Consider the following 19,012-nt stretch of genomic DNA (forward strand, 5'->3'; position numbering starts at 1 on the left):
TATATCGTGTTTCCTCAATCCGGCCGGAGCGACCGCAACCGTTCCTTATACGGCAATCGGCCCGTGGCGCCCAGCATCCGGCCGATCTGCCGACGGACGTAACCGCTTCAGGGCCGGTGCGGCGACAGCTCGATATTCTCCGCCACCGCCTCTTCCAGCCGCTGCAACTCCAGTTCCAGCACTTCATCGTCGTCGGCGTGGCGCTCGGCGATGAGGGCGAAGTCGTCGGCCACTTCGGCGAACGCCTCGACCACCTGCGGATCGAACTGGCTGCCGCTGCCGGCGAGGATGCGCAGCACCGCCTCGGCGTGCGGCTGCGGGGTGTGGTAGATGCGCCGGGCAAGCGGATAGATCTGAACTCGGCGAACCTCCCCTAAGCGTAGTCCGCCACGGACCGCGAGTTTGAAAACGCGATGCGGATTGCCGGGGCCTGCCGCCGCGCCGACAATTTCCCCATCGACCACTGTTGTGCTGGAGAACCGCCATGGATGCCGACCGCTGCTGGCAGGCCGTCTGCGAACGCGATGCGAACTTCGATGGGCGCTTCGTGTTCAGCGTGCGCTCCACCGGCATCTATTGCCGCCCGAGCTGCCCGGCGCGGCGGCCGAACCGCGCCAATGTGCAATTCCATGCCGATCCGGGTGCCGCCGAGGCCGCCGGCTTCCGCCCGTGCAAGCGCTGCTCGCCGCAGGGCGCCAGCCCGAAGGAGCAGCTCGATGCGCTGGTCGCCGCCGCCTGCGAGCTGCTCGACGCCGCCGGCAAACCGCCGACCCTCGGCGAGCTGGCCGCGCGCATCGGCTTGTCGCCGTCGCACCTGGCGCGCGCCTTCAAGACCCGCACTGGCCTGACGCCCCGCGCCTGGGCCGAGGCGCGCCGCCAGCAGCGCCTGGCCGCCGCGCTGCCGCAGTCGCGCTCGGTGCTGGATGCGGCGCTGGAGGCCGGTTACTCCGGCACCCGCGCGCTGTACGAAGGCGCGTCCAGCGTCAGTCCCGCGCGTCTGCGGCAGAAAGGCGCCGGCGAACGCCTGCGCTATGCCATCGCCCCCTGCCCGCTGGGCCGCGTGCTGCTCGCCGCCACCGACAGGGGCGTCTGCGCCCTGCTCTTCGGCGATGACGAAGCGCAGCTGGAGAACGAACTGGAGCAGCGCTTCAGCGCCGCCGAACGCCTGCGCGACGATGACGGGCTGGGTGACTGGCTGGGCCGGGTGCTGACCCAGCTGGACGAACCGGCGCAAACCGCCGGCCTGCCGCTGGACCTGCACGGCAGCGCCTTCCAGCTGCGCGTCTGGCGCGCCCTGACCGGGATTCCCAGCGGGCAGACGCGCCGCTACGGCGAGCTGGCCGAGCAGTTGCGCAGCCATCCGCGCGCCATCGCCCGCGCCTGCGCCAGTAACGCCGTCGGCCTGCTGGTGCCCTGCCACCGGGTGGTCGGCGCCGACGGCTCGACCGGCGGCTATCGCTGGGGCGTGCCGCGCAAGGTGGAGCTGCTGCGCCGCGAAGGGGCCGCCAGTCGGGATGGCGAGGACGGTTGACGGCCGCCCGTCGGCGTCTGTGTTAAGGTCTTCGCCCTTTCAAGGACTGCCCTACCGCCCCATGGATATCTGGAACGCCATCACCCGCCTCGGCGACAGCTCGCTGCTGCTGCCGGTCGCCGTATTCATCTTCTTCTGGCTGCTGCTGCGCCGCGAAAAGGCCAAGGCCGGCGCCTGGCTGCTGCTGTTTGGCCTGGCGGCGAGCCTGGTGGTGGCGTCGAAGCTGGCCTTCATGGGCTGGGGGATCGGCATCCCCGAGTGGGATTTCACCGGTATCTCCGGGCACAGCATGATGGCCGCCAGCGTGCTGCCGGTGCTCGCCGCCCTGCTGTCGCGTTCCCGCCGCCTGGCGCTGGTGCTGGCCGGATTCGGCGCGCTGCTGGCGGTGCTGGTGGGCGTATCCCGCGTCGCCATCGGCGTGCACTCCCCCGCCGAGGTCTACGCCGGCCTGGCGGTCGGCCTGGCCGCCAGCGCCAGTTGCCTGGCCCTGGTGCGCGGCTCCCTGCCGCAACTGCCGCCGCTGCTGCTCGGCCTGGTGCTGACGCTGTCCGCCGCGCAGGCGCTGACCGGCACCCGCGCGCCGACCCACCAGATGCTCGAACGCATCGCCGCCGAGCTCGCCGGCCGCGAGCATCCGTTCAAGCGCGGCCAGTGGGCGAACCCCGCGCCAGCCGTACCGACCCGGCCGGACGTGTAAACGATTGTGTCAGCCCCTGGCGTGAAGCGGCTGGGCTGGTCGACCTGCCCCGGGAGCTCCACGAGACGGCGCGGTTGATGCTGTATCGGAATGTAATGTGCAGACGGATTGAGAGCATCGCGGGCATGGCCCGCTTACGGTCGGACGCGGGGCGTATTCCTGTAGGAGCGAGCTCTGCTCGCGAAGCTTTTGCGGGGCCGATGTTCGCGAGCAGAGCTCGCTCCTACAAAAACATCATCGGCGGCAAGACACGGTTGACCATCGACTGTAGGGCCATGCCCGCGAATGTCGTTCGGATTTCCGAACGAACCAACAGCCGAAAATCCGAACGACCGAACGAAGCCGCTCTTCTCCACGCCCGAAAAAACAAATTTATTCTTTTAAATTCAATAACTTAAATAAATAACAGAATACTGGCACAGTCCCTGCTCTATCTACCTCGAACATGCACCGGACAGGGGTGAGACACGCCCGGTGCAGGACTGAACAACAAACAGAAACCAGTCGAGGTAGATTTCATGCGTTTCGCTCCCCGAGTGCTGGGTGCCGCCATCGTTGCCGCCCTGATCGCCGCTCCCGCCGTCGCCGAAGAACTCACCGGTACCCTGAAGAAGATCAAGGAAACCGGCACCATCACCCTCGGTCACCGCGACGCCTCCATTCCCTTCTCCTACCTCGCGACCGATCCGCGCCAGCCGGAGGGCTACTCCCACGATCTGCAGCTGAAGGTGGTCGATGCCGTGAAGCAGCAGCTCGGCCTGCCGGAGTTGAAGGTCCGCTACAACCTGGTCACCTCGCAGACCCGCATCCCGCTGGTACAGAACGGCACCGTCGACATCGAGTGCGGTTCCACCACCAACAACGTCGAGCGCCAGAAGCAGGTCGACTTCTCCGTCGGCATCTTCGAGGTGGGCACCCGCCTGCTGACCAGGAAGACTTCCGGCGTCGCCGACTTCGCCGACCTGAAAGGCAAGAACGTGGTGACCACCGCCGGCACCACGTCCGAGCGCCTGCTCAAGTCGATGAACGCCGAGCAGAAGATGGGCATGAACATCATCAGCGCCAAGGACCACGGCGAGTCCTTCCTGATGCTCGAATCCGGCCGCGCCGTCGCCTTCATGATGGACGACGCCCTGCTCTACGGCGAAATGGCCAAGGCCAAGAAGCCGGACGACTGGGTCGTGGTCGGCAAGCCGCAGTCCTTCGAGATCTACGGCTGCATGGTGCGCAAGGGTGACGAGGCGTTCAAGAAAGTGGTCGACAAGGCCATCGCCGACACCTTCGCCTCGGGCGAGATCAACGGCATCTACGACAAGTGGTTCATGCAGCCGGTCCCGCCGAAGAGCCTGAACCTCAACTTCCCGATGAGCGACGAGCTGAAGAAGCTGATCGCCACGCCTACCGACAAGTCTGCCGAGCAGATCTGACGGTGCACCGTCCCGGCTCCACAAGAGCCGGGGCGGGACCGTAGGGCGGGTGCAACCCGCCACCGCCGGTCGATCTGGCGGGTTGCACCCGCCCTACTCCTTCCTCCCTGCCGATCCCGGAAACATCCGCCACAAGCGGATGAGGGCCACCGTTCGCCCGCTTCCGGCCTCGAATACCGATTACCTGAGGGGAAACCCGACATGAACTACAACTGGGACTGGGGCGTGTTCTTCAAGTCCACCGGGATCGGCGACGAGCGCTACCTCGACTGGTTCGTCACCGGCCTGGGCTGGACCATCGCCGTGGCGCTGGCCGCCTGGATCGTCGCCCTCGCGCTCGGCGCCGTGCTGGGCGTGATGCGCACCGTGCCGAACCGCTGGGTGTCCGGCATCGCCACCACCTACGTGGAAATCTTCCGCAACGTGCCGCTGCTGGTGCAACTGTTCCTCTGGTACTTCCTGGTCCCCGACCTGCTGCCGCAACCGGCGCAGGACTGGTTCAAGCTGGGCCTGGCGCCGGAAACCTCGGCCTACATCAGCGTGGTGGTGTGCCTTGGCCTGTTCACCGCCGCGCGCGTCTGCGAGCAGGTGCGCACCGGCATCCAGGCGCTGCCCAGGGGCCAGCTCTCGGCGGCCCGCGCCATGGGCTTCCGCCTGCCGCAGATCTACCGCTACGTCCTGCTGCCGCAGGCGTTCCGCATCATCATCCCGCCGCTGACGTCCGAGTTCCTCAACATCTTCAAGAACTCCTCGGTGGCCTCGCTGATCGGCCTGATGGAGCTGCTCGCGCAGACCAAGCAGACCGCCGAGTTCAGCGCCAACCTGTTCGAGGCCTTCACCCTGGCCACGCTGATCTACTTCACCCTGAACATGAGCCTGATGCTGTTCATGCGCCTGGTCGAGAAGAAGGTCGCCGTGCCCGGCCTGATTTCCGTGGGAGGCAAATGATGGACTTCAGCCAGATCGTCCCAGCGCTGCCGGGCCTGTGGGACGGCATGCTCACCACCCTGCAGCTGCTCGCCCTCGGCGTGTTCGGCGGGGTCGCGCTGGGCACCGTGCTCGCCCTGATGCGCCTGTCGCACAACCGCACGCTGTCGAACCTCGCGGGCCTGTACGTCAACTACTTCCGCTCGATCCCGCTGCTGCTGGTGATCACCTGGTTCTACTTCGCGGTGCCGTTCCTGCTGCGCGCCATCACCGGCGAGGACACCCCGGTCGGCGCGTTCACCAGTTGCCTGGTGGCCTTCATGATGTTCGAGGCGGCGTACTTCTGCGAGATCGTCCGCGCCGGCATCCAGGCCATACCCAAGGGCCAGATGGGCGCCGCGCAGGCGCTGGGCATGACCTACGGCCAGTGCATGCGCCTGATCATCCTGCCGCAGGCGTTCCGCAAGATGACTCCGCTGCTGCTGCAGCAGAGCATCATCCTGTTCCAGGACACCTCCCTCGTTTACACCGTCGGCCTGATGGACTTCCTCAACGCATCGCGCTCGCGCGGCGACATCACCGGCCTGCCCCATGAGTTCCTGATCTTCGCCGGACTCGTCTACTTCACCATCAGCTTCTCCGCGTCCTTCGCGGTCAAGCGTTTGCAGAAAGGCCTAGCCCTATGATCTCGATCCAGAACGTCAGCAAATGGTACGGCGACTTCCAGGTCCTCACCGAGTGCACGACCCAGGTCGCCAAGGGTGAAGTGGTGGTGGTCTGCGGCCCGTCCGGTTCCGGCAAATCCACCCTGATCAAGTGCGTGAACGCGCTGGAGCCGTTCCAGCAGGGCGACATCGTGGTCGACCAGACCTCCATCGCCAGCCCGAAGACCGACCTGCCGAAGCTGCGCTCGCGGGTGGGCATGGTGTTCCAGCACTTCGAGCTGTTCCCGCACCTGTCGATCACCGACAACCTGACCATCGCGCAGATCAAGGTGCTCGGCCGCGGCAAGGAAGAAGCCACCGAGAAAGGACTGGCCCTGCTCGACCGTGTCGGCCTCAAAGCCCACGCGCACAAGCACCCCGGCCAGCTTTCCGGCGGCCAGCAGCAACGCGTCGCCATCGCCCGCGCGCTGGCGATGGACCCGGTGGTGATGCTGTTCGACGAGCCGACCTCGGCGCTCGACCCGGAGATGGTCAACGAGGTGCTCGACGTGATGGTCCAGCTCGCCCAGGAAGGCATGACCATGATGTGCGTGACCCACGAGATGGGCTTCGCGCGCAAGGTCGCCGACCGCGTGATCTTCATGGACCGCGGGCAGATCGTCGAGGACTGCCACAAGGACGAGTTCTTCGGCGACATCAACGCACGGTCGGACCGCGCACAGCAGTTCCTGGCGAAGATCCTCTCGCATTGACTCCGTCCTCGTAGGGCGGGTGCAACCCGCCGCAATGCCGCCACGGACCGGCGGGTTGCACCCGCCCTACGAAGCTGACGTCTACCCGACCTGCACTCTGTAGGAGCGAGCTTGCTCGCGAACCCCGCCCCACGGATGTTCCCCGTCGCTTGCCCGGCCGCCGGGCTGGCCCGTCCCCGGTGACTGTGATGCAATGCCGCAATTCCCCCGTGCCGCCATCGCTGACCGTGAAGCCGAGCCGCCTGCGCAACCTGCTGCTGCCAATCCTGCTGATCCTGCTGACCCTGGGCTTCGGCTATGGCGGCTATCTGGTCAGCCTCGGCGCCGGCACCCGCACGTTGATCGACAACGGCGAACGCCAGCTGGAGCTGCACGCTCGCGGGGTGGAAAGCGAGATCGACCGCTACACCTACCTGCCCAGCCTGCTTGAGCTGGAAAGCGGCGTCAGCCATCTGCTCCTCGAACCGAGCGCGGCCCGCCGCGAGCGGGTCAACGCCTACCTCGAAGGACTCAACCGGCGCAGCGGCAGCCGCGCCATTTATCTGCTCGACACCTCCGGCCGGGTGGTCGCCACCAGCAACTGGCAGGACGCCGACAGCTATCTCGGCGAAGACCTGTCCTTCCGCGCCTATTTCCAGGACGCCGTGCGCGGCAAGCCCGGGCGCTTCTACGGCATCGGCAGCACCACCGGCGAACCCGGCTACTACCTGGCGCACGGGCTGGTGCATGGCGGACGCATCGTCGGCGTGGCGGTGGTCAAGGTGCGCCTCGACGCCATCGAGCAACGCTGGGAGAAGGCCCGCCTGCATGCCTTCGTCAGCGACGAGAACGGCATCATCATCCTCTCCAGCGATCCGGCCCTGCGCCTGAAGGCGGTGCGTCCGCTCAGCGCCGACGACAAGGAGCGCCTGGCGCGCAGCATGCAGTACTACTGGTGGGCGCTGGACGAATGGCAGCCGCTGGCGCGCGAAGCGCTGGCGGAAAACATCGAGACCCTGACCTTCCCCGCCAGCGAAGCCGGGCATCGCGACGCGGTCAGCTACCTGTCGCAGACCCGCAAGCTGGCCGACACGCCGTGGAACTTCACCCTGTTCACCCCGCTCGCCGAGTTGCGCCGCGAAGCCATGATCCACGGCATCCTCGCCGCCGTCGGCTTCGCCCTGCTGGCGTTCCTGCTGATCGCCTGGAACGAACGGCGCAAGGTGCTCGCCACCCGCCTCGCCGCCCGCGAGGCGCTGGAGCAGGCGAACAACGAACTGGAGCGCCGGATCGCCGAGCGCACCGCCGACCTGCGTGCCAGCAACCAGCACCTGCGCGGGCAGATCCGCGAACGCCGGCAGGCCGAGGAAACCCTGCGCAAGGCCCAGGACCGACTGGTGCAGGCCGGCAAGCTGGCGGTGATCGGGCAGATGTCCACCAGCATCGCCCACGAACTCAACCAGCCGCTGGCGGCGCTGCGCACCCTCTCCGGCAACACCGTGCGCTTCCTCCAGCGCGGCAATCTCAACGTAGCCAGCAGCAACCTCGAAGCGATCAACGAGATGGTCGACCGCATGGGCCGCATCACCGCCAGCCTGCGCGCCTTCGCCCGGCGCGCCGACGATCACGGCCAGGCGCGGCTGGGCAAGGCGGTGGACGCTGCCCTGCTGGTGCTGCAGGTACGCCTGAAGAACGTGCCGCTGACCCTGCACCGCGACCATGCCGACGTCTGCCTGGCCATCGACCAGACGCGCCTCGAACAGATCCTGGTCAACCTGATCGCCAACGCCCTCGACGCCATGAGCGCCCAGGACGACCGCCAGCTCTGGCTCAGCGGCCGCGAGGAAGCCGGCCAGTACCACCTGACCGTGCGCGACAACGGCCCGGGCATTCCGCCGGACGCCCGCGTGCACCTGTTCGAACCCTTCTTCACCACCAAGCCCGGCGAACACGGACTCGGCCTTGGCCTTACCCTCTCGGCCAGCCTCGCCACCGCCGCCGGCGGCAGCCTCGGCGTGGCCCATCCGGAAGGCGGCGGTACCGCCTTCGAACTGATCCTGCCGCTGTTGCCGGCCCCTGCCGCGAGTAACGCCTCATGAGCGAAGCGCTGCGCGTCCTGATCGTCGAGGACGACCCGCACATCCTGCTGGGCTGCCAGCAGGCCCTGAGCCTGGAAGACATCGACAGCGACGGCGTCGCCAGCGCCGAGGAAGCGCTGAAGCGGATCGACGCCGACTTCCCCGGCATCGTCGTCAGCGACATCCGCCTGCCCGGCATGGACGGGCTGCAACTGCTGGCGAAGCTGAAGGAAAAGGACCCGAGCCTGCCGGTGGTGCTGATCACCGGCCACGGCGACATCGCCATGGCGGTGCAGGCCATGCGTGACGGCGCCTACGACTTCATGGAAAAACCCTTCTCGCCGGAACGCCTGGTCGACACCGCCCGCCGCGCCCTCGCCCAGCGCGGGCTGAGCCGTGAGGTCAGCCACCTGCGCCGCCAACTGGCCGGTCGCCAGGCGCTGGAAAGCCGGCTGATCGGCCGTTCGCCGCAGATGCAGGCGCTGCGCGAACTGATCGCCAACGTTGCCGACACCTCGGCCAACGTGCTGATCGAAGGCGAAACCGGCACCGGCAAGGAACTGGTCGCGCAATGCCTGCACGACTACAGCCGGCGCCAGCCCAGAGCCTTCGTCGCGCTGAACTGCGGCGGCCTGCCGGAAAGCCTGATCGACAGCGAAATCTTCGGCCACGAGGCCCACGCCTTCACCGGCGCCGGCAAGCGGCGGATCGGCAAGATCGAGCATGCCGACGGCGGCACGCTGTTCCTCGACGAGATCGAGAGCATGCCGCTGAACCTGCAGGTCAAGCTGCTGCGGGTGCTGCAGGAGCACACGCTGGAGCGCCTCGGCTCGAACCAGTTGATCCCGGTGGACTGCCGGGTGATCGCCGCGACCAAGTCCGACCTCGCCGCCATGGGCCGCGACGGCAGCTTCCGCAGCGACCTCTACTACCGGCTCAACGTGGTCACCCTGCAACTGCCGCCGCTGCGCGAACGGCGCGAGGACATCCTCATGCTGTTCGAGCATTTCCTGCAGCAGTCATCCCTGCGCTTCGACCGCCCGGCGCCGCAGATCGACAACGCCACCGCCGCCAGCCTGATGGCCCACGACTGGCCGGGCAACGTGCGCGAACTGCGCAACGTCGCCGAACGTTTCGCCCTCGGCCTGCCGGTGCTGGGCAAGAGCGGCCTCGGCCCGGACGCCAGCGAACCGCGCTTCGTGGAGGCGGTGGAAGCCTTCGAGCGCAGCCTGCTGATGACGGCGCTGGAACGCCACGGCGGCAACCTCAGCCAGGCCAGCCTGGCGCTGGGGATGGCCAAGACGACGCTGTTCGACAAGGTGAAGAAGTATGGGTTGTAGTGGAGGGTTCCAAAGAGCCCCTCACCCCAGCCCTCTCCCAGAGGGAGAGGGGGCACCACGGCAGAACGCGGAGCTCCGAGTTTCCCGGCGACTTCGAACAGTCCCCTCTCCCTCTGGGAGAGGGTTAGGGTGAGGGCGCCACGCAACCAGGAACACCCAGGTAATCGCCAACACCCCCGGTTTTCCCGCAGGAGCGGGCCATGCCCGCGAATCGCGCGCATGGCGCGCTCCTACATGGGCCTCAACGCCGGCCATTGCCCTCGCCCCGCCCAACCCGGAAACTAGTCCCCCTCACCATACCCCGGAGGCCATCATGGCCAGCAAAGACCACCCCGCCGCCCGCGAGGCCTTCTGGCAGCAGCTCTGCGCAGACAGCAACCTCGACCCGCAGAAGCGCCTGGCCGCGCGCAAGGCCATCCTCGCCCATGCCGACGCCCAGGACTGCAGCCTCTACCGCCCCGACGAGAACGATCCGGATGCGGAGGAAATGGACCTCGGCGACGCCCGGATCGTCGTCACCGGCCCGTTCCAGGCGCCCGCCGAATGGAGCGCCGAGGAACGCGAGGAGTATTTCGGCGATGCCGATCCCGCGTCCTTCGTCAGTGCCTTCATCGAATGCGAGGCGGAGCCCGGTTCGCGCGAGTTCTTCCAGCCGGATGTCGGCGACTACGTGGCGGTCATGCCGACCCCGGATGCCGTGGTGATGTACTACCTGCACGACTGGTACGAGGACGACAACGGCCGCGACTGCGTGCTGATCCTCGACGACCAGGACCTCGACTGACTCCCTTCCCGTAGGGCGGGCGCAGCCCGCCTTGCCGATGTGGCGGGTTGCACCCGCCCTACGATCCATTGCCTCGGCAATGGATTGTCGACACTTCCCCCGCCCCTACCTCTGAAGAGGCCGCAATACCGTCCGGTTGTGGTATTGCCCGGTCATCCCTGAGCGCCGATTCTCGGTAATCCTGCTCCACCGGGCCGCGCGGCCCACCGACCACCTGTCGCATGAATGCAGACGCATACGGCATAAATCGGCCCTCTATTAGACGATTGTCGACAATCCTCCAAAACTTCATTGACCTTACGCTTTGTGGTGGGTAAATTTCGCCCCACAACGAGAACATTGTCGACACCATGAACGAACTCATTACCCTGCCCACCTCCCCGGAGGACGAAAGCGAGACCCTTGCGGAGCACGTCTTCCGCAAGATCCAGTCCGCCATCGTCAAGGGTGAGATCGCCCCCGGCAGCAAGATCTCCGAGCCGGAACTGGCGCGCACCTACGGCATCAGCCGCGGTCCGCTGCGCGAGGCGATCCACCGTCTGGAAGGCCAGAAGCTGCTGGTGCGCGTGCCGCACGTGGGCGCACGGGTGGTGTCGCTGAGTCTCGCAGAGCTGGTCGAGCTCTATGAAATCCGCGAATCCCTCGAAGGCATGGCCTGCCGGCTGGCCGCCGAGCGCATGAGCCAGGCGGAAATCGACGAGCTGCGCCGGGTGCTCGATACCCACGAGCGCGACGAGGCCTTCCAGGCCGGCCGCGGCTACTACCAGCAGGAAGGCGACTACGACTTCCACTACCGGATCATCCAGGGCAGCGGCAACACGACCTTGACCCGCATGCTCTGCAACGAGCTGTACCAGCTGGTGCGCATGTACCGGCTGCAGTACTCGGCAACGCCCAACCGGCCGCGCCAGGCCTTCAACGAGCACCACCGCATTCTCGACGCCATCGCCGATCGCGATGGAGAGATGGCCGAGCTGTTGATGCGCCGTCACATCGGCGCCTCGCGGCGCATCATCCAAAGCCAGATAGCCCAGAACAAACGAGGTGAAGCATGACCTACAAGACCCCCGGCCAGCGTTTCCGCGATGCCCTCGCCGAGGAATCCCCGCTGCAGGTAATTGGCGCGATCAACGCCAACCACGCCCTGCTGGCCAAACGTGCCGGCTTCAAGGCCATCTACCTGTCCGGTGGCGGTGTGGCCGCTGGCTCCCTGGGCCTGCCGGATCTGGGTATCAACACCCTGGATGACGTGCTCACCGACGTACGCCGCATCACCGACGTCTGCGACCTGCCGCTGCTGGTCGACATCGACACCGGCTTCGGTCCGAGCGCCTTCAACATCGAGCGTACCGTCAAGAACCTGATCAAGGCCGGCGCCGCCGCTGCCCACATCGAAGACCAGGTCGGCGCCAAGCGTTGCGGCCACCGTCCGGGCAAGGAAATCGTCTCCACCGAGGAGATGGTTGACCGCGTGAAAGCCGCCGCCGATGCCAAGACCGACCCGAACTTCTTCCTGATCGCCCGTACCGACGCCATCCAGGCCGAAGGTGTGGACGCGGCCATCGAGCGCTGCCTGCGCTACGTCGAGGCCGGCGCCGACTGCATCTTCGCCGAGGCCGCCTACGACCTGCCGACCTACGAGCGCTTCGTCAAGGAAGTGAACGTACCGATCCTGGCCAACATCACCGAGTTCGGCGCCACCCCGCTGTTCTCCCGTGAAGAACTGGCCTCCGTCGGCGTCGCCATCCAGCTGTACCCGCTGTCCGCCTTCCGCGCCGCCAACAAGGCTGCCGAGGCCGTGTACACCTCGATCCGCCAGAACGGCCACCAGCGCGACGTCATCGAGATCATGCAGACCCGCGCGGAGCTGTACGACCGCATCGGCTACCACGCCTTCGAGAACAAACTCGACGCGCTGTTCGCCGCCAAGAAGTAACCGGCACGCGGGCCGGCTCGAATCCCGGGCCGGTCTGCGTAGAAGAAGCACAATCCAACCGGATCAATTGAGGAGATAGTCATGACTGCTTCCGTAGAAACCACCACTCCTGGCTTCAAGCCGAAGAAATCCGTCGCCCTGAGCGGCACCGCCGCCGGCAACACCGCACTCTGCACCGTCGGCCGTACCGGTAACGACCTGCACTACCGTGGCTATGACGTTCTCGACTTCGCCAACCGCTGCGAATTCGAAGAAATCGCCCACCTGCTGGTCCACGGCAAACTGCCGAACGTTGCCGAACTGGCTGGCTACAAGGCCAAACTGAAAGCCCTGCGCGGCATCCCGGCCTCCCTCAAGGCTTCCCTTGAGCAACTGCCGCCGTCCGCTCACCCGATGGACGTGATGCGCACCGCCGTGTCCGTACTGGGCTGCGTTTCGCCGGAGAAGGAAGACCACAACCACCCGGGCGCCCGCGACATCGCCGACAAGCTGATGGCCTCCCTGGGTTCGGCCCTGCTGTACTGGTACCACTTCAGCCACAACGGCAAGCGCATCGACGTGGAAACCGACGATGACTCCATCGGCGGCCACTTCCTGCACCTGCTGCACGGCGAGAAGCCGCGCGAGTCGTGGGTTCGCGCCATGCACACCTCGCTGAACCTGTACGCCGAGCACGAGTTCAACGCCTCCACCTTCACCTCCCGCGTGATCGCTGGCACCGGCTCCGACATGTTCTCCTGCATCGCCGGCGCCATTGGCGCGCTGCGTGGTCCGAAGCACGGCGGCGCCAACGAAGTGGCCTTCGAGATCCAGAAGCGCTACGACAATCCGGACGAAGCTGAAGCCGACATCCGCGCCCGCGTCGAGAAGAAGGAAGTCGTCATCGGCTTCGGTCACCCGGTCTACACCGTTGCCGACCCGCGCAACAAGGTGATCAAGGAAGTCGCTCGCGAGCTGTCCAACGAGCAGTCCAACACCAAGATGTTCGACATCGCCGAGCGTCTGGAAACCATCATGTGGGACATCAAGAAGATGTTCCCGAACCTCGACTGGTTCAGCGCCGTCAGCTACCACATGATGGGCGTGCCCACCGCCATGTTCACCCCGCTGTTCGTGATCGCCCGTACCGCCGGCTGGTCCTCCCACGTCATCGAGCAGCGCATCGACGGCAAGATCATCCGCCCGAGCGCCAACTACGTCGGCCCGGAAGACCTGAAGTTCGTAGAACTCAAGGACCGCAAATAAGATGAACAGCAATTACCGTAAAAGCCTGCCCGGCACACAGCTGGACTACTTCGACGCCCGCGCGGCCGTCGAAGAGATCCAGTCTGGTGCCTGGGAAAAACTGCCGTACACCTCGCGCGTGCTCGCCGAGCAGCTGGTGCGCCGCTGCGACCCGGCGGACCTGACCGCTTCGCTGGAACAGCTGGTCTACCGCAAGCGCGACCTGGACTTCCCCTGGTACCCGGCACGCGTGGTCTGCCACGACATCCTCGGCCAGACTGCGCTGGTCGACCTGGCCGGCCTGCGCGACGCCATCGCCGACCAGGGCGGTGATCCGTCCAAGGTCAACCCGGTGGTTCCGACCCAGCTGATCGTCGACCACTCGCTGGCCGTGGAAGCCCCGGGCTTCGACCCGGACGCCTTCGAGAAGAACCGCGCCATCGAGGACCGTCGTAACGAGGACCGCTTCCACTTCATCGAGTGGACCAAGACCGCGTTCAAGAACGTCGACGTGATCCCGGCCGGCAACGGCATCATGCACCAGATCAACCTGGAGAAAATGAGCCCGGTGATCCAGGCGCGTGGCGGCGTGGCCTACCCCGACACCTGCGTCGGCACCGACTCGCACACTCCGCACGTCGATGCGCTGGGTGTGATCGCCATCGGCGTAGGTGGTCTGGAAGCGGAAACCGTGATGCTCGGCCATCCGTCCATGATGCGTCTGCCCGACATCGTCGGCGTCGAGCTGACCGGCAAGCGCCAGCCTGGCATCACCGCCACCGACATCGTCCTGGCCCTGACCGAGTTCCTGCGCAAGGAACGCGTGGTGGGTGCCTACGTCGAGTTCTTCGGCGAGGGTGCTGACAGCCTGTCCATCGGCGACCGCGCGACCATCTCCAACATGTGCCCGGAATACGGCGCCACCGCCTCGATGTTCTACATCGACGGTCAGACCATCGACTACCTCAAGCTCACTGGCCGCGAGCCGGAGCAGGTTGCGCTGGTGGAGAACTACGCGAAGACCGTCGGTCTGTGGGCGGACAGCCTGAAGACCGCCGAGTACGAGCGCGTGCTGAGCTTCGACCTGGGCAGCGTGGTACGCAACCTGGCCGGTCCGTCCAACCCGCACCGCCGCCTGCCGACTTCGGCGCTGGCCGAGCGCGGCATCGCCGACGAAGCCAAGCTGCAAGCCGGCAAGGCCGAGGAAGCTTCGGGCCTGATGCCCGATGGCGCGGTGATCATCGCGGCCATCACCAGCTGCACCAACACTTCCAACCCGCGCAACGTGGTCGCCGCCGGTCTGCTGGCGAAGAAGGCCAACGAGCTGGGCCTGGTGCGCAAGCCGTGGGTGAAGACCTCCTTCGCCCCGGGCTCCAAGGTCGCCAAGCTGTACCTGGAAGAAGCCGGCCTGCTGCCGGAACTGGAGAAGCTGGGCTTCGGCATCGTCGGCTACGCCTGCACCACCTGCAACGGCATGTCCGGCGCGCTGGACCCGGTGATTCAGCAGGAAATCATCGACCGCGACCTGTACGCCACCGCCGTACTGTCGGGCAACCGCAACTTCGATGGCCGTATCCACCCGTACGCCAAGCAGGCCTTCCTGGCCTCGCCGCCGCTGGTGGTCGCCTACGCCCTCGCCGGTACCGTGCGCTTCGACATCGAGCAGGACGTGCTGGGCACCGACAAGAACGGCAACCCGATCACCCTGAAGGACCTGTGGCCGTCCGACGAAGAGATCGACGCCATCGTCGCCTCCAGCGTGAAGCCGGAGCAGTTCCGCCAGATCTACATCCCGATGTTCGATCTGGGCAGTGTGCAGGAAGCGGAAAGCCCGCTGTACGACTGGCGTCCGATGTCCACCTACATCCGCCGTCCGCCGTACTGGGAAGGCGCGCTGGCTGGTGAGCGCACGCTGAAAGGCATGCTGCCGCTGGCGATCCTGCCGGACAACATCACTACCGACCACCTGTCGCCGTCCAACGCGATCCAGATGAGCTCGGCAGCCGGTGAATACCTGCACAAGATGGGCGTGCCGGAGGAGGACTTCAACTCCTACGCGACCCACCGCGGCGACCACCTGACTGCACAGCGCGCTACCTTCGCCAACAAGGAACTGGTCAATGAAATGGCCATTGTTGACGGCGCAGTGAAGAAGGGTTCGCTGGCGCGCGTCGAGCCGGAAGGCAAGGTCATGCGCATGTGGGAAGCCATCGAAACCTACATGAACCGCAAGCAGAACCTGATCATCGTCGCCGGCGCCGACTACGGCCAGGGCTCGTCCCGTGACTGGGCGGCCAAGGGCGTGCGTCTGGCTGGCGTGGAAGTGATCGTCGCCGAAGGCTTCGAGCGCATCCACCGCACCAACCTGGTCGGCATGGGCGTTCTGCCGGTCGAGTTCAAGCCGGGCACCACCCGCCTGACCCTCGGCCTCGACGGCACCGAGACCTACGACATCGAAGGCGAGCTGTCGCCGCGCTGCGACCTGACCCTGGTGGTCAATCGCCGCAACGGTGAAGTGGTCCGCGTCCCGGTCACCTGCCGCCTGGACACCGCCGCCGATGTCAGCGTGTACAACGCCGGTGGCGTGCTGCAGCGCTTTGCCAAGGACTTCCTGAAGTCCTCGGCCGAAGCCGCGACCGCGTAAGTGAAAAACCCGCCGCGGGGTGGAAACATCCCGCGGCGGTCCGGATCGTAGGTTGGCGCTGAGCGCAGCGAAGCCCAACTAATGCCGCGCAGCATGGGTATCGCTGCGCTCAACCCATCCTACGACCTCCGGTACCCTGTAGGAGCCAGCTTGCTGGCGATCCCCAGGCTGGCTCCTACAGGCTACCGAAACCCCGTTTGCCGCGAAGGAAATAGACATGAGCCACGTACCCCAGATCAAAGTACCCGCCACCTACATCCGCGGCGGCACCAGCAAGGGCGTGTTCTTCCGCCTGCAGGACCTGCCCGAGCGCTGCCAGGTGCCGGGTGAAGCCCGCGACAAGCTGTTCATGCGCGTGATCGGCAGTCCCGATCCGTACTCGGCGCACATCGACGGCATGGGCGGCGCCACCTCCAGCACCAGCAAGTGCGTGATCCTGTCCAAGAGCAGCCAGCCCGACCACGACGTCGACTACCTTTACGGCCAGATCTCCATCGACAAGGCCTTCGTCGACTGGAGCGGCAACTGCGGCAACCTGTCCACCGCCGCCGGCGCCTTCGCCCTGCATGCCGGCCTGGTCGATCCGTCGCGCATCCCGGAAAACGGCACCTGCGTGGTCCGCATCTGGCAAGCCAACATCCAGAAAACCATCATCGCCCACGTACCGGTCACCAACGGCCAGGTCCAGGAAACCGGCGACTTCGAGCTGGACGGCGTGACCTTCCCGTCCGCCGAGATCGTACTGGAATTCCTCGACCCGTCCGATGACGGCGAAGACGGCGGCTCGATGTTCCCCACCGGCAACCTGGTCGACGACCTGGACGTGCCGGGCGTCGGCATCCTCAAGGCGACCATGATCAGCGCCGGCATCCCGACCGTATTCGTCGAGGCCGAAGCCATCGGCTACACCGGCGCCGAGCTGCGCGAAGCGGTCAACACCGACGCCGATGCACTCGCCCGCCTGGAAGCGATCCGCGTCGCCGGCGCCCTGCGCATGGGCCTGATCAAGAAGCCCGAAGAAGCTCTCACCCGCCAGCACACCCCGAAAGTCGCCTTCGTCGCGCCGCCGAAGGACTACGTCACCTCCAGCGGCAAGCAAGTGAAGGCCGGCGAGATCGACCTGCTGGTTCGCGCGCTGTCCATGGGCAAGATGCACCACGCCATGATGGGCACCGCCGCCGTGGCCATCGGCTCCGCCGCCGCCGTACCGGGCACCCTGGTGAACCTCGCCGCCGGTGGCGGTGAGCGCAACGCCGTACGCTTCGGCCACCCGTCCGGCACCCTGCGCGTCGGCGCCGAGGCCGCCCAGGTCAACGGCGAATGGACCGCCACCAAGGCCATCATGAGCCGCAGTGCGCGCATCCTGATGGAAGGCTTCGTGCGCGTGCCGGGCGACGCTTTCTGATGCCCCGGGGGCGGGCTGCATTGGCCCGCCCCCGTTCTCCATACCAGTACGCCCCACACTAAAATAAGATCGAAAGACCCCGGATTAGGCTGATCACGTTTCTCCCACCCAATGAACGGAGTACGCGATGAGTTCCAATGTCGATCTGAACAACCGCCCTGATTACGATCAGGTCCTGCAGGACATCACCGACTACGTATTCAATTACCGCATTGAATCGGTCGAAGCCCTGGATACCGCCCGCAACTGCCTGATGGACACCCTCGGCTGCGGTCTGCTGGCCCTGCGTTTCCCGGAGTGCACCAAGCACCTCGGGCCCATCGTCGAAGGAACCGTGGTGCCGCATGGCGCGCGTGTCCCCGGCACCAGTTTCCGCCTCGACCCGGTCAAGGCCGCCTGGGATATCGGCGCCATGGTGCGCTGGCTGGACTTCAACGACACCTGGCTGGCCGCCGAATGGGGCCACCCTTCGGACAATCTCGGCGGCATCCTCGCCGTGGCCGACCACCTGTCGCAGAAGCGCGTCGCCAACGGCGAAGCGCCACTCACCATGCGCACGGTGCTGGACGCCATGGTCATGGCCCACGAGATACAGGGCGTATTTGCCCTGGAGAACTCCTTCAACCGCGTCGGCCTGGACCATGTGTTCCTGGTCAAGCTGGCCAGCACCGCCGTCTGCGCCCGGTTGATGGGCGCCAGCCGCGAGCAAGTGCTCTCGGCCCTCTCCCACGCCTTCGTCGACGGCCAGTCCCTGCGCACCTACCGCCACGCGCCGAACGCCGGCTCGCGCAAGTCCTGGGCGGCGGGCGATGCCTCCAGCCGTGGCGTACGCCTGGCGGATATCGCCCTGCGCGGCGAGATGGGTATTCCCGGCGCGCTGACGGCGCCGCAATGGGGCTTCTACGACGTGTCGTTCAGCCACACCAACAAGGACCTCGCCACCAAGCCGGCCGACCAGCGCCGCTTCAGCTTCCCCCAGGGCTTCGGCAGCTACGTGATGGAGAACATCCTGTTCAAGATCAGCTTCCCCGCCGAGTTCCACGCGCAAACCGCCGCCGAGGCCGCGGTGATCCTGCATCCGCTGGTGAAGGACCGTCTCGCCGAAATCGACCGCATCGTCATCACCACCCAGGAATCGGCGATCCGCATCATTTCCAAGGTCGGCCCGCTGACCAATCCCGCCGACCGCGACCACTGCATCCAGTACATGACCGCCGTGCCGCTGATCTTCGGCAACCTGGTGGCCGAGCACTACGAAGACGCCTTCCACACCGCCCACCCGCTGATCGACGAGCTGCGCAGGAAGATGGAGATCGTCGAGGACGAGCGCTACACCCGCGAATACCTGGAGGCGGACAAGCGCTCCATCGCCAACGCGGTGCAGGTGTTCTTCAAGGACGGCAGCAGCACGGACAAGGTCGCGGTGGAATACCCCATCGGCCACCGCCGCCGTCGCGCCGAGGGGATTCCGCTGCTGGAGGAGAAGTTCAAGGCCAACCTGGCAACCCGCTTCCCGCCCCAGCGCTGCGCGCAGATCTTCGCCCTGTGCAAGGACCAGGCGAAGCTGGAAGCCACGGCGGTGAACCGGTTCATGGATCTGTTCGTGATCTGAATGGACGACAC

16 protein-coding genes are annotated in these 19,012 nt (G+C 66.3%); 15 read left to right on the forward strand and 1 reads right to left on the reverse strand.

Translation table 11 applies throughout. From position 1 onward, the window contains the following. Positions 1-107: 107 nt before the first annotated feature. A complete protein-coding gene (locus tag JFY56_RS16460) occupies positions 108-299 on the reverse strand; it encodes a hypothetical protein (RefSeq protein WP_208314941.1) in 192 nt (63 codons plus the stop codon). A 185-nt stretch (positions 300-484) separates the two neighbouring features. On the opposite strand from JFY56_RS16460, the gene ada reads away from it, so the two are divergent. The 15 genes from ada to prpD all read left to right on the forward strand — a co-directional run bounded on the left by ada (position 485) and on the right by prpD (position 19,001). Continuing rightward, positions 485-1,531: a bifunctional DNA-binding transcriptional regulator/O6-methylguanine-DNA methyltransferase Ada gene (gene ada / locus JFY56_RS16465; RefSeq protein ID WP_208314944.1), complete on the forward strand. Its 1,047-nt coding sequence runs from the start codon at positions 485-487 to the stop codon at positions 1,529-1,531. A gap of 61 nt (positions 1,532-1,592) precedes the next feature. Next, complete coding sequence (locus JFY56_RS16470) at positions 1,593-2,228, forward strand: phosphatase PAP2 family protein (protein ID WP_208314946.1); 636 nt, start codon at positions 1,593-1,595, stop codon at positions 2,226-2,228. Positions 2,229-2,746: 518 nt separating this feature from the next. Next, positions 2,747-3,655: a glutamate/aspartate ABC transporter substrate-binding protein gene (locus JFY56_RS16475; RefSeq protein ID WP_208314948.1), complete on the forward strand. Its 909-nt coding sequence runs from the start codon at positions 2,747-2,749 to the stop codon at positions 3,653-3,655. A gap of 201 nt (positions 3,656-3,856) precedes the next feature. Then, positions 3,857-4,603 (forward strand): amino acid ABC transporter permease, encoded by a 747-nt coding sequence (locus JFY56_RS16480; RefSeq protein ID WP_208314950.1) that lies wholly within the window; start codon positions 3,857-3,859, stop codon positions 4,601-4,603. Then, positions 4,600-5,268 (forward strand): amino acid ABC transporter permease, encoded by a 669-nt coding sequence (locus JFY56_RS16485; protein WP_208314952.1) that lies wholly within the window; start codon positions 4,600-4,602, stop codon positions 5,266-5,268. The genes JFY56_RS16480 and JFY56_RS16485 overlap by 4 nt, the downstream gene beginning before the upstream one ends. After that, the gene (locus JFY56_RS16490; protein ID WP_208314954.1) at positions 5,265-5,999 is read left to right on the forward strand and encodes an amino acid ABC transporter ATP-binding protein; all 735 of its coding nucleotides are present in this window, start codon (positions 5,265-5,267) and stop codon (positions 5,997-5,999) included. The genes JFY56_RS16485 and JFY56_RS16490 overlap by 4 nt, the downstream gene beginning before the upstream one ends. Before the next feature lie 188 nt (positions 6,000-6,187). Then, the gene (locus JFY56_RS16495) at positions 6,188-8,077 is read left to right on the forward strand and encodes a sensor histidine kinase (protein ID WP_208314956.1); all 1,890 of its coding nucleotides are present in this window, start codon (positions 6,188-6,190) and stop codon (positions 8,075-8,077) included. After that, positions 8,074-9,396 (forward strand): two-component response regulator AauR, encoded by a 1,323-nt coding sequence (gene aauR / locus JFY56_RS16500; protein WP_208314957.1) that lies wholly within the window; start codon positions 8,074-8,076, stop codon positions 9,394-9,396. Before JFY56_RS16495 ends, aauR begins: the two co-directional genes overlap by 4 nt. 313 nt (positions 9,397-9,709) lie before the next feature. Then, positions 9,710-10,180: a hypothetical protein gene (locus JFY56_RS16505; protein ID WP_236032764.1), complete on the forward strand. Its 471-nt coding sequence runs from the start codon at positions 9,710-9,712 to the stop codon at positions 10,178-10,180. A 350-nt stretch (positions 10,181-10,530) separates the two neighbouring features. After that, positions 10,531-11,235, forward strand: a complete 705-nt coding sequence (locus JFY56_RS16510; RefSeq protein ID WP_208314959.1) for a GntR family transcriptional regulator — start codon at positions 10,531-10,533, stop codon at positions 11,233-11,235. Continuing rightward, the gene (gene prpB / locus JFY56_RS16515) at positions 11,232-12,116 is read left to right on the forward strand and encodes a methylisocitrate lyase (protein ID WP_208314961.1); all 885 of its coding nucleotides are present in this window, start codon (positions 11,232-11,234) and stop codon (positions 12,114-12,116) included. Before JFY56_RS16510 ends, prpB begins: the two co-directional genes overlap by 4 nt. 81 nt (positions 12,117-12,197) lie before the next feature. Then, positions 12,198-13,361 (forward strand): bifunctional 2-methylcitrate synthase/citrate synthase, encoded by a 1,164-nt coding sequence (prpC, locus tag JFY56_RS16520; RefSeq protein ID WP_208314963.1) that lies wholly within the window; start codon positions 12,198-12,200, stop codon positions 13,359-13,361. A 1-nt stretch (position 13,362) separates the two neighbouring features. After that, the gene (acnD, locus tag JFY56_RS16525; RefSeq protein WP_208314965.1) at positions 13,363-15,984 is read left to right on the forward strand and encodes a Fe/S-dependent 2-methylisocitrate dehydratase AcnD; all 2,622 of its coding nucleotides are present in this window, start codon (positions 13,363-13,365) and stop codon (positions 15,982-15,984) included. 217 nt (positions 15,985-16,201) lie between these two features. Further along, positions 16,202-17,389, forward strand: a complete 1,188-nt coding sequence (gene prpF, locus JFY56_RS16530) for a 2-methylaconitate cis-trans isomerase PrpF (RefSeq protein WP_208314967.1) — start codon at positions 16,202-16,204, stop codon at positions 17,387-17,389. A 127-nt stretch (positions 17,390-17,516) separates the two neighbouring features. Next, positions 17,517-19,001 carry a 2-methylcitrate dehydratase gene (gene prpD / locus JFY56_RS16535; RefSeq protein WP_208314969.1) on the forward strand — a complete coding sequence of 495 codons (1,485 nt, stop codon included), beginning with the start codon at positions 17,517-17,519 and terminating at the stop codon, positions 18,999-19,001. Positions 19,002-19,012 lie beyond the last annotated feature (11 nt).

The sequence above is a fragment of the Pseudomonas schmalbachii genome, assembly GCF_017589465.1.
GTDB classification, from domain to species: Bacteria; Pseudomonadota; Gammaproteobacteria; order Pseudomonadales; family Pseudomonadaceae; genus Pseudomonas; species Pseudomonas schmalbachii.

Coding starts and splice junctions, on each gene's coding strand:
- ada (WP_208314944.1), top strand. CDS start 485: ATGGATGCCGACCGCTGCTGGCAGGCCGTCTGCGAACGCGATGCGAAC.
- JFY56_RS16470 (WP_208314946.1), top strand. CDS start 1,593: ATGGATATCTGGAACGCCATCACCCGCCTCGGCGACAGCTCGCTGCTG.
- JFY56_RS16475 (WP_208314948.1), top strand. CDS start 2,747: ATGCGTTTCGCTCCCCGAGTGCTGGGTGCCGCCATCGTTGCCGCCCTG.
- JFY56_RS16480 (WP_208314950.1), top strand. CDS start 3,857: ATGAACTACAACTGGGACTGGGGCGTGTTCTTCAAGTCCACCGGGATC.
- JFY56_RS16485 (WP_208314952.1), top strand. CDS start 4,600: ATGATGGACTTCAGCCAGATCGTCCCAGCGCTGCCGGGCCTGTGGGAC.
- JFY56_RS16490 (WP_208314954.1), top strand. CDS start 5,265: ATGATCTCGATCCAGAACGTCAGCAAATGGTACGGCGACTTCCAGGTC.
- JFY56_RS16495 (WP_208314956.1), top strand. CDS start 6,188: ATGCAATGCCGCAATTCCCCCGTGCCGCCATCGCTGACCGTGAAGCCG.
- aauR (WP_208314957.1), top strand. CDS start 8,074: ATGAGCGAAGCGCTGCGCGTCCTGATCGTCGAGGACGACCCGCACATC.
- JFY56_RS16505 (WP_236032764.1), top strand. CDS start 9,710: ATGGCCAGCAAAGACCACCCCGCCGCCCGCGAGGCCTTCTGGCAGCAG.
- JFY56_RS16510 (WP_208314959.1), top strand. CDS start 10,531: ATGAACGAACTCATTACCCTGCCCACCTCCCCGGAGGACGAAAGCGAG.
- prpB (WP_208314961.1), top strand. CDS start 11,232: ATGACCTACAAGACCCCCGGCCAGCGTTTCCGCGATGCCCTCGCCGAG.
- prpC (WP_208314963.1), top strand. CDS start 12,198: ATGACTGCTTCCGTAGAAACCACCACTCCTGGCTTCAAGCCGAAGAAA.
- acnD (WP_208314965.1), top strand. CDS start 13,363: ATGAACAGCAATTACCGTAAAAGCCTGCCCGGCACACAGCTGGACTAC.
- prpF (WP_208314967.1), top strand. CDS start 16,202: ATGAGCCACGTACCCCAGATCAAAGTACCCGCCACCTACATCCGCGGC.
- prpD (WP_208314969.1), top strand. CDS start 17,517: ATGAGTTCCAATGTCGATCTGAACAACCGCCCTGATTACGATCAGGTC.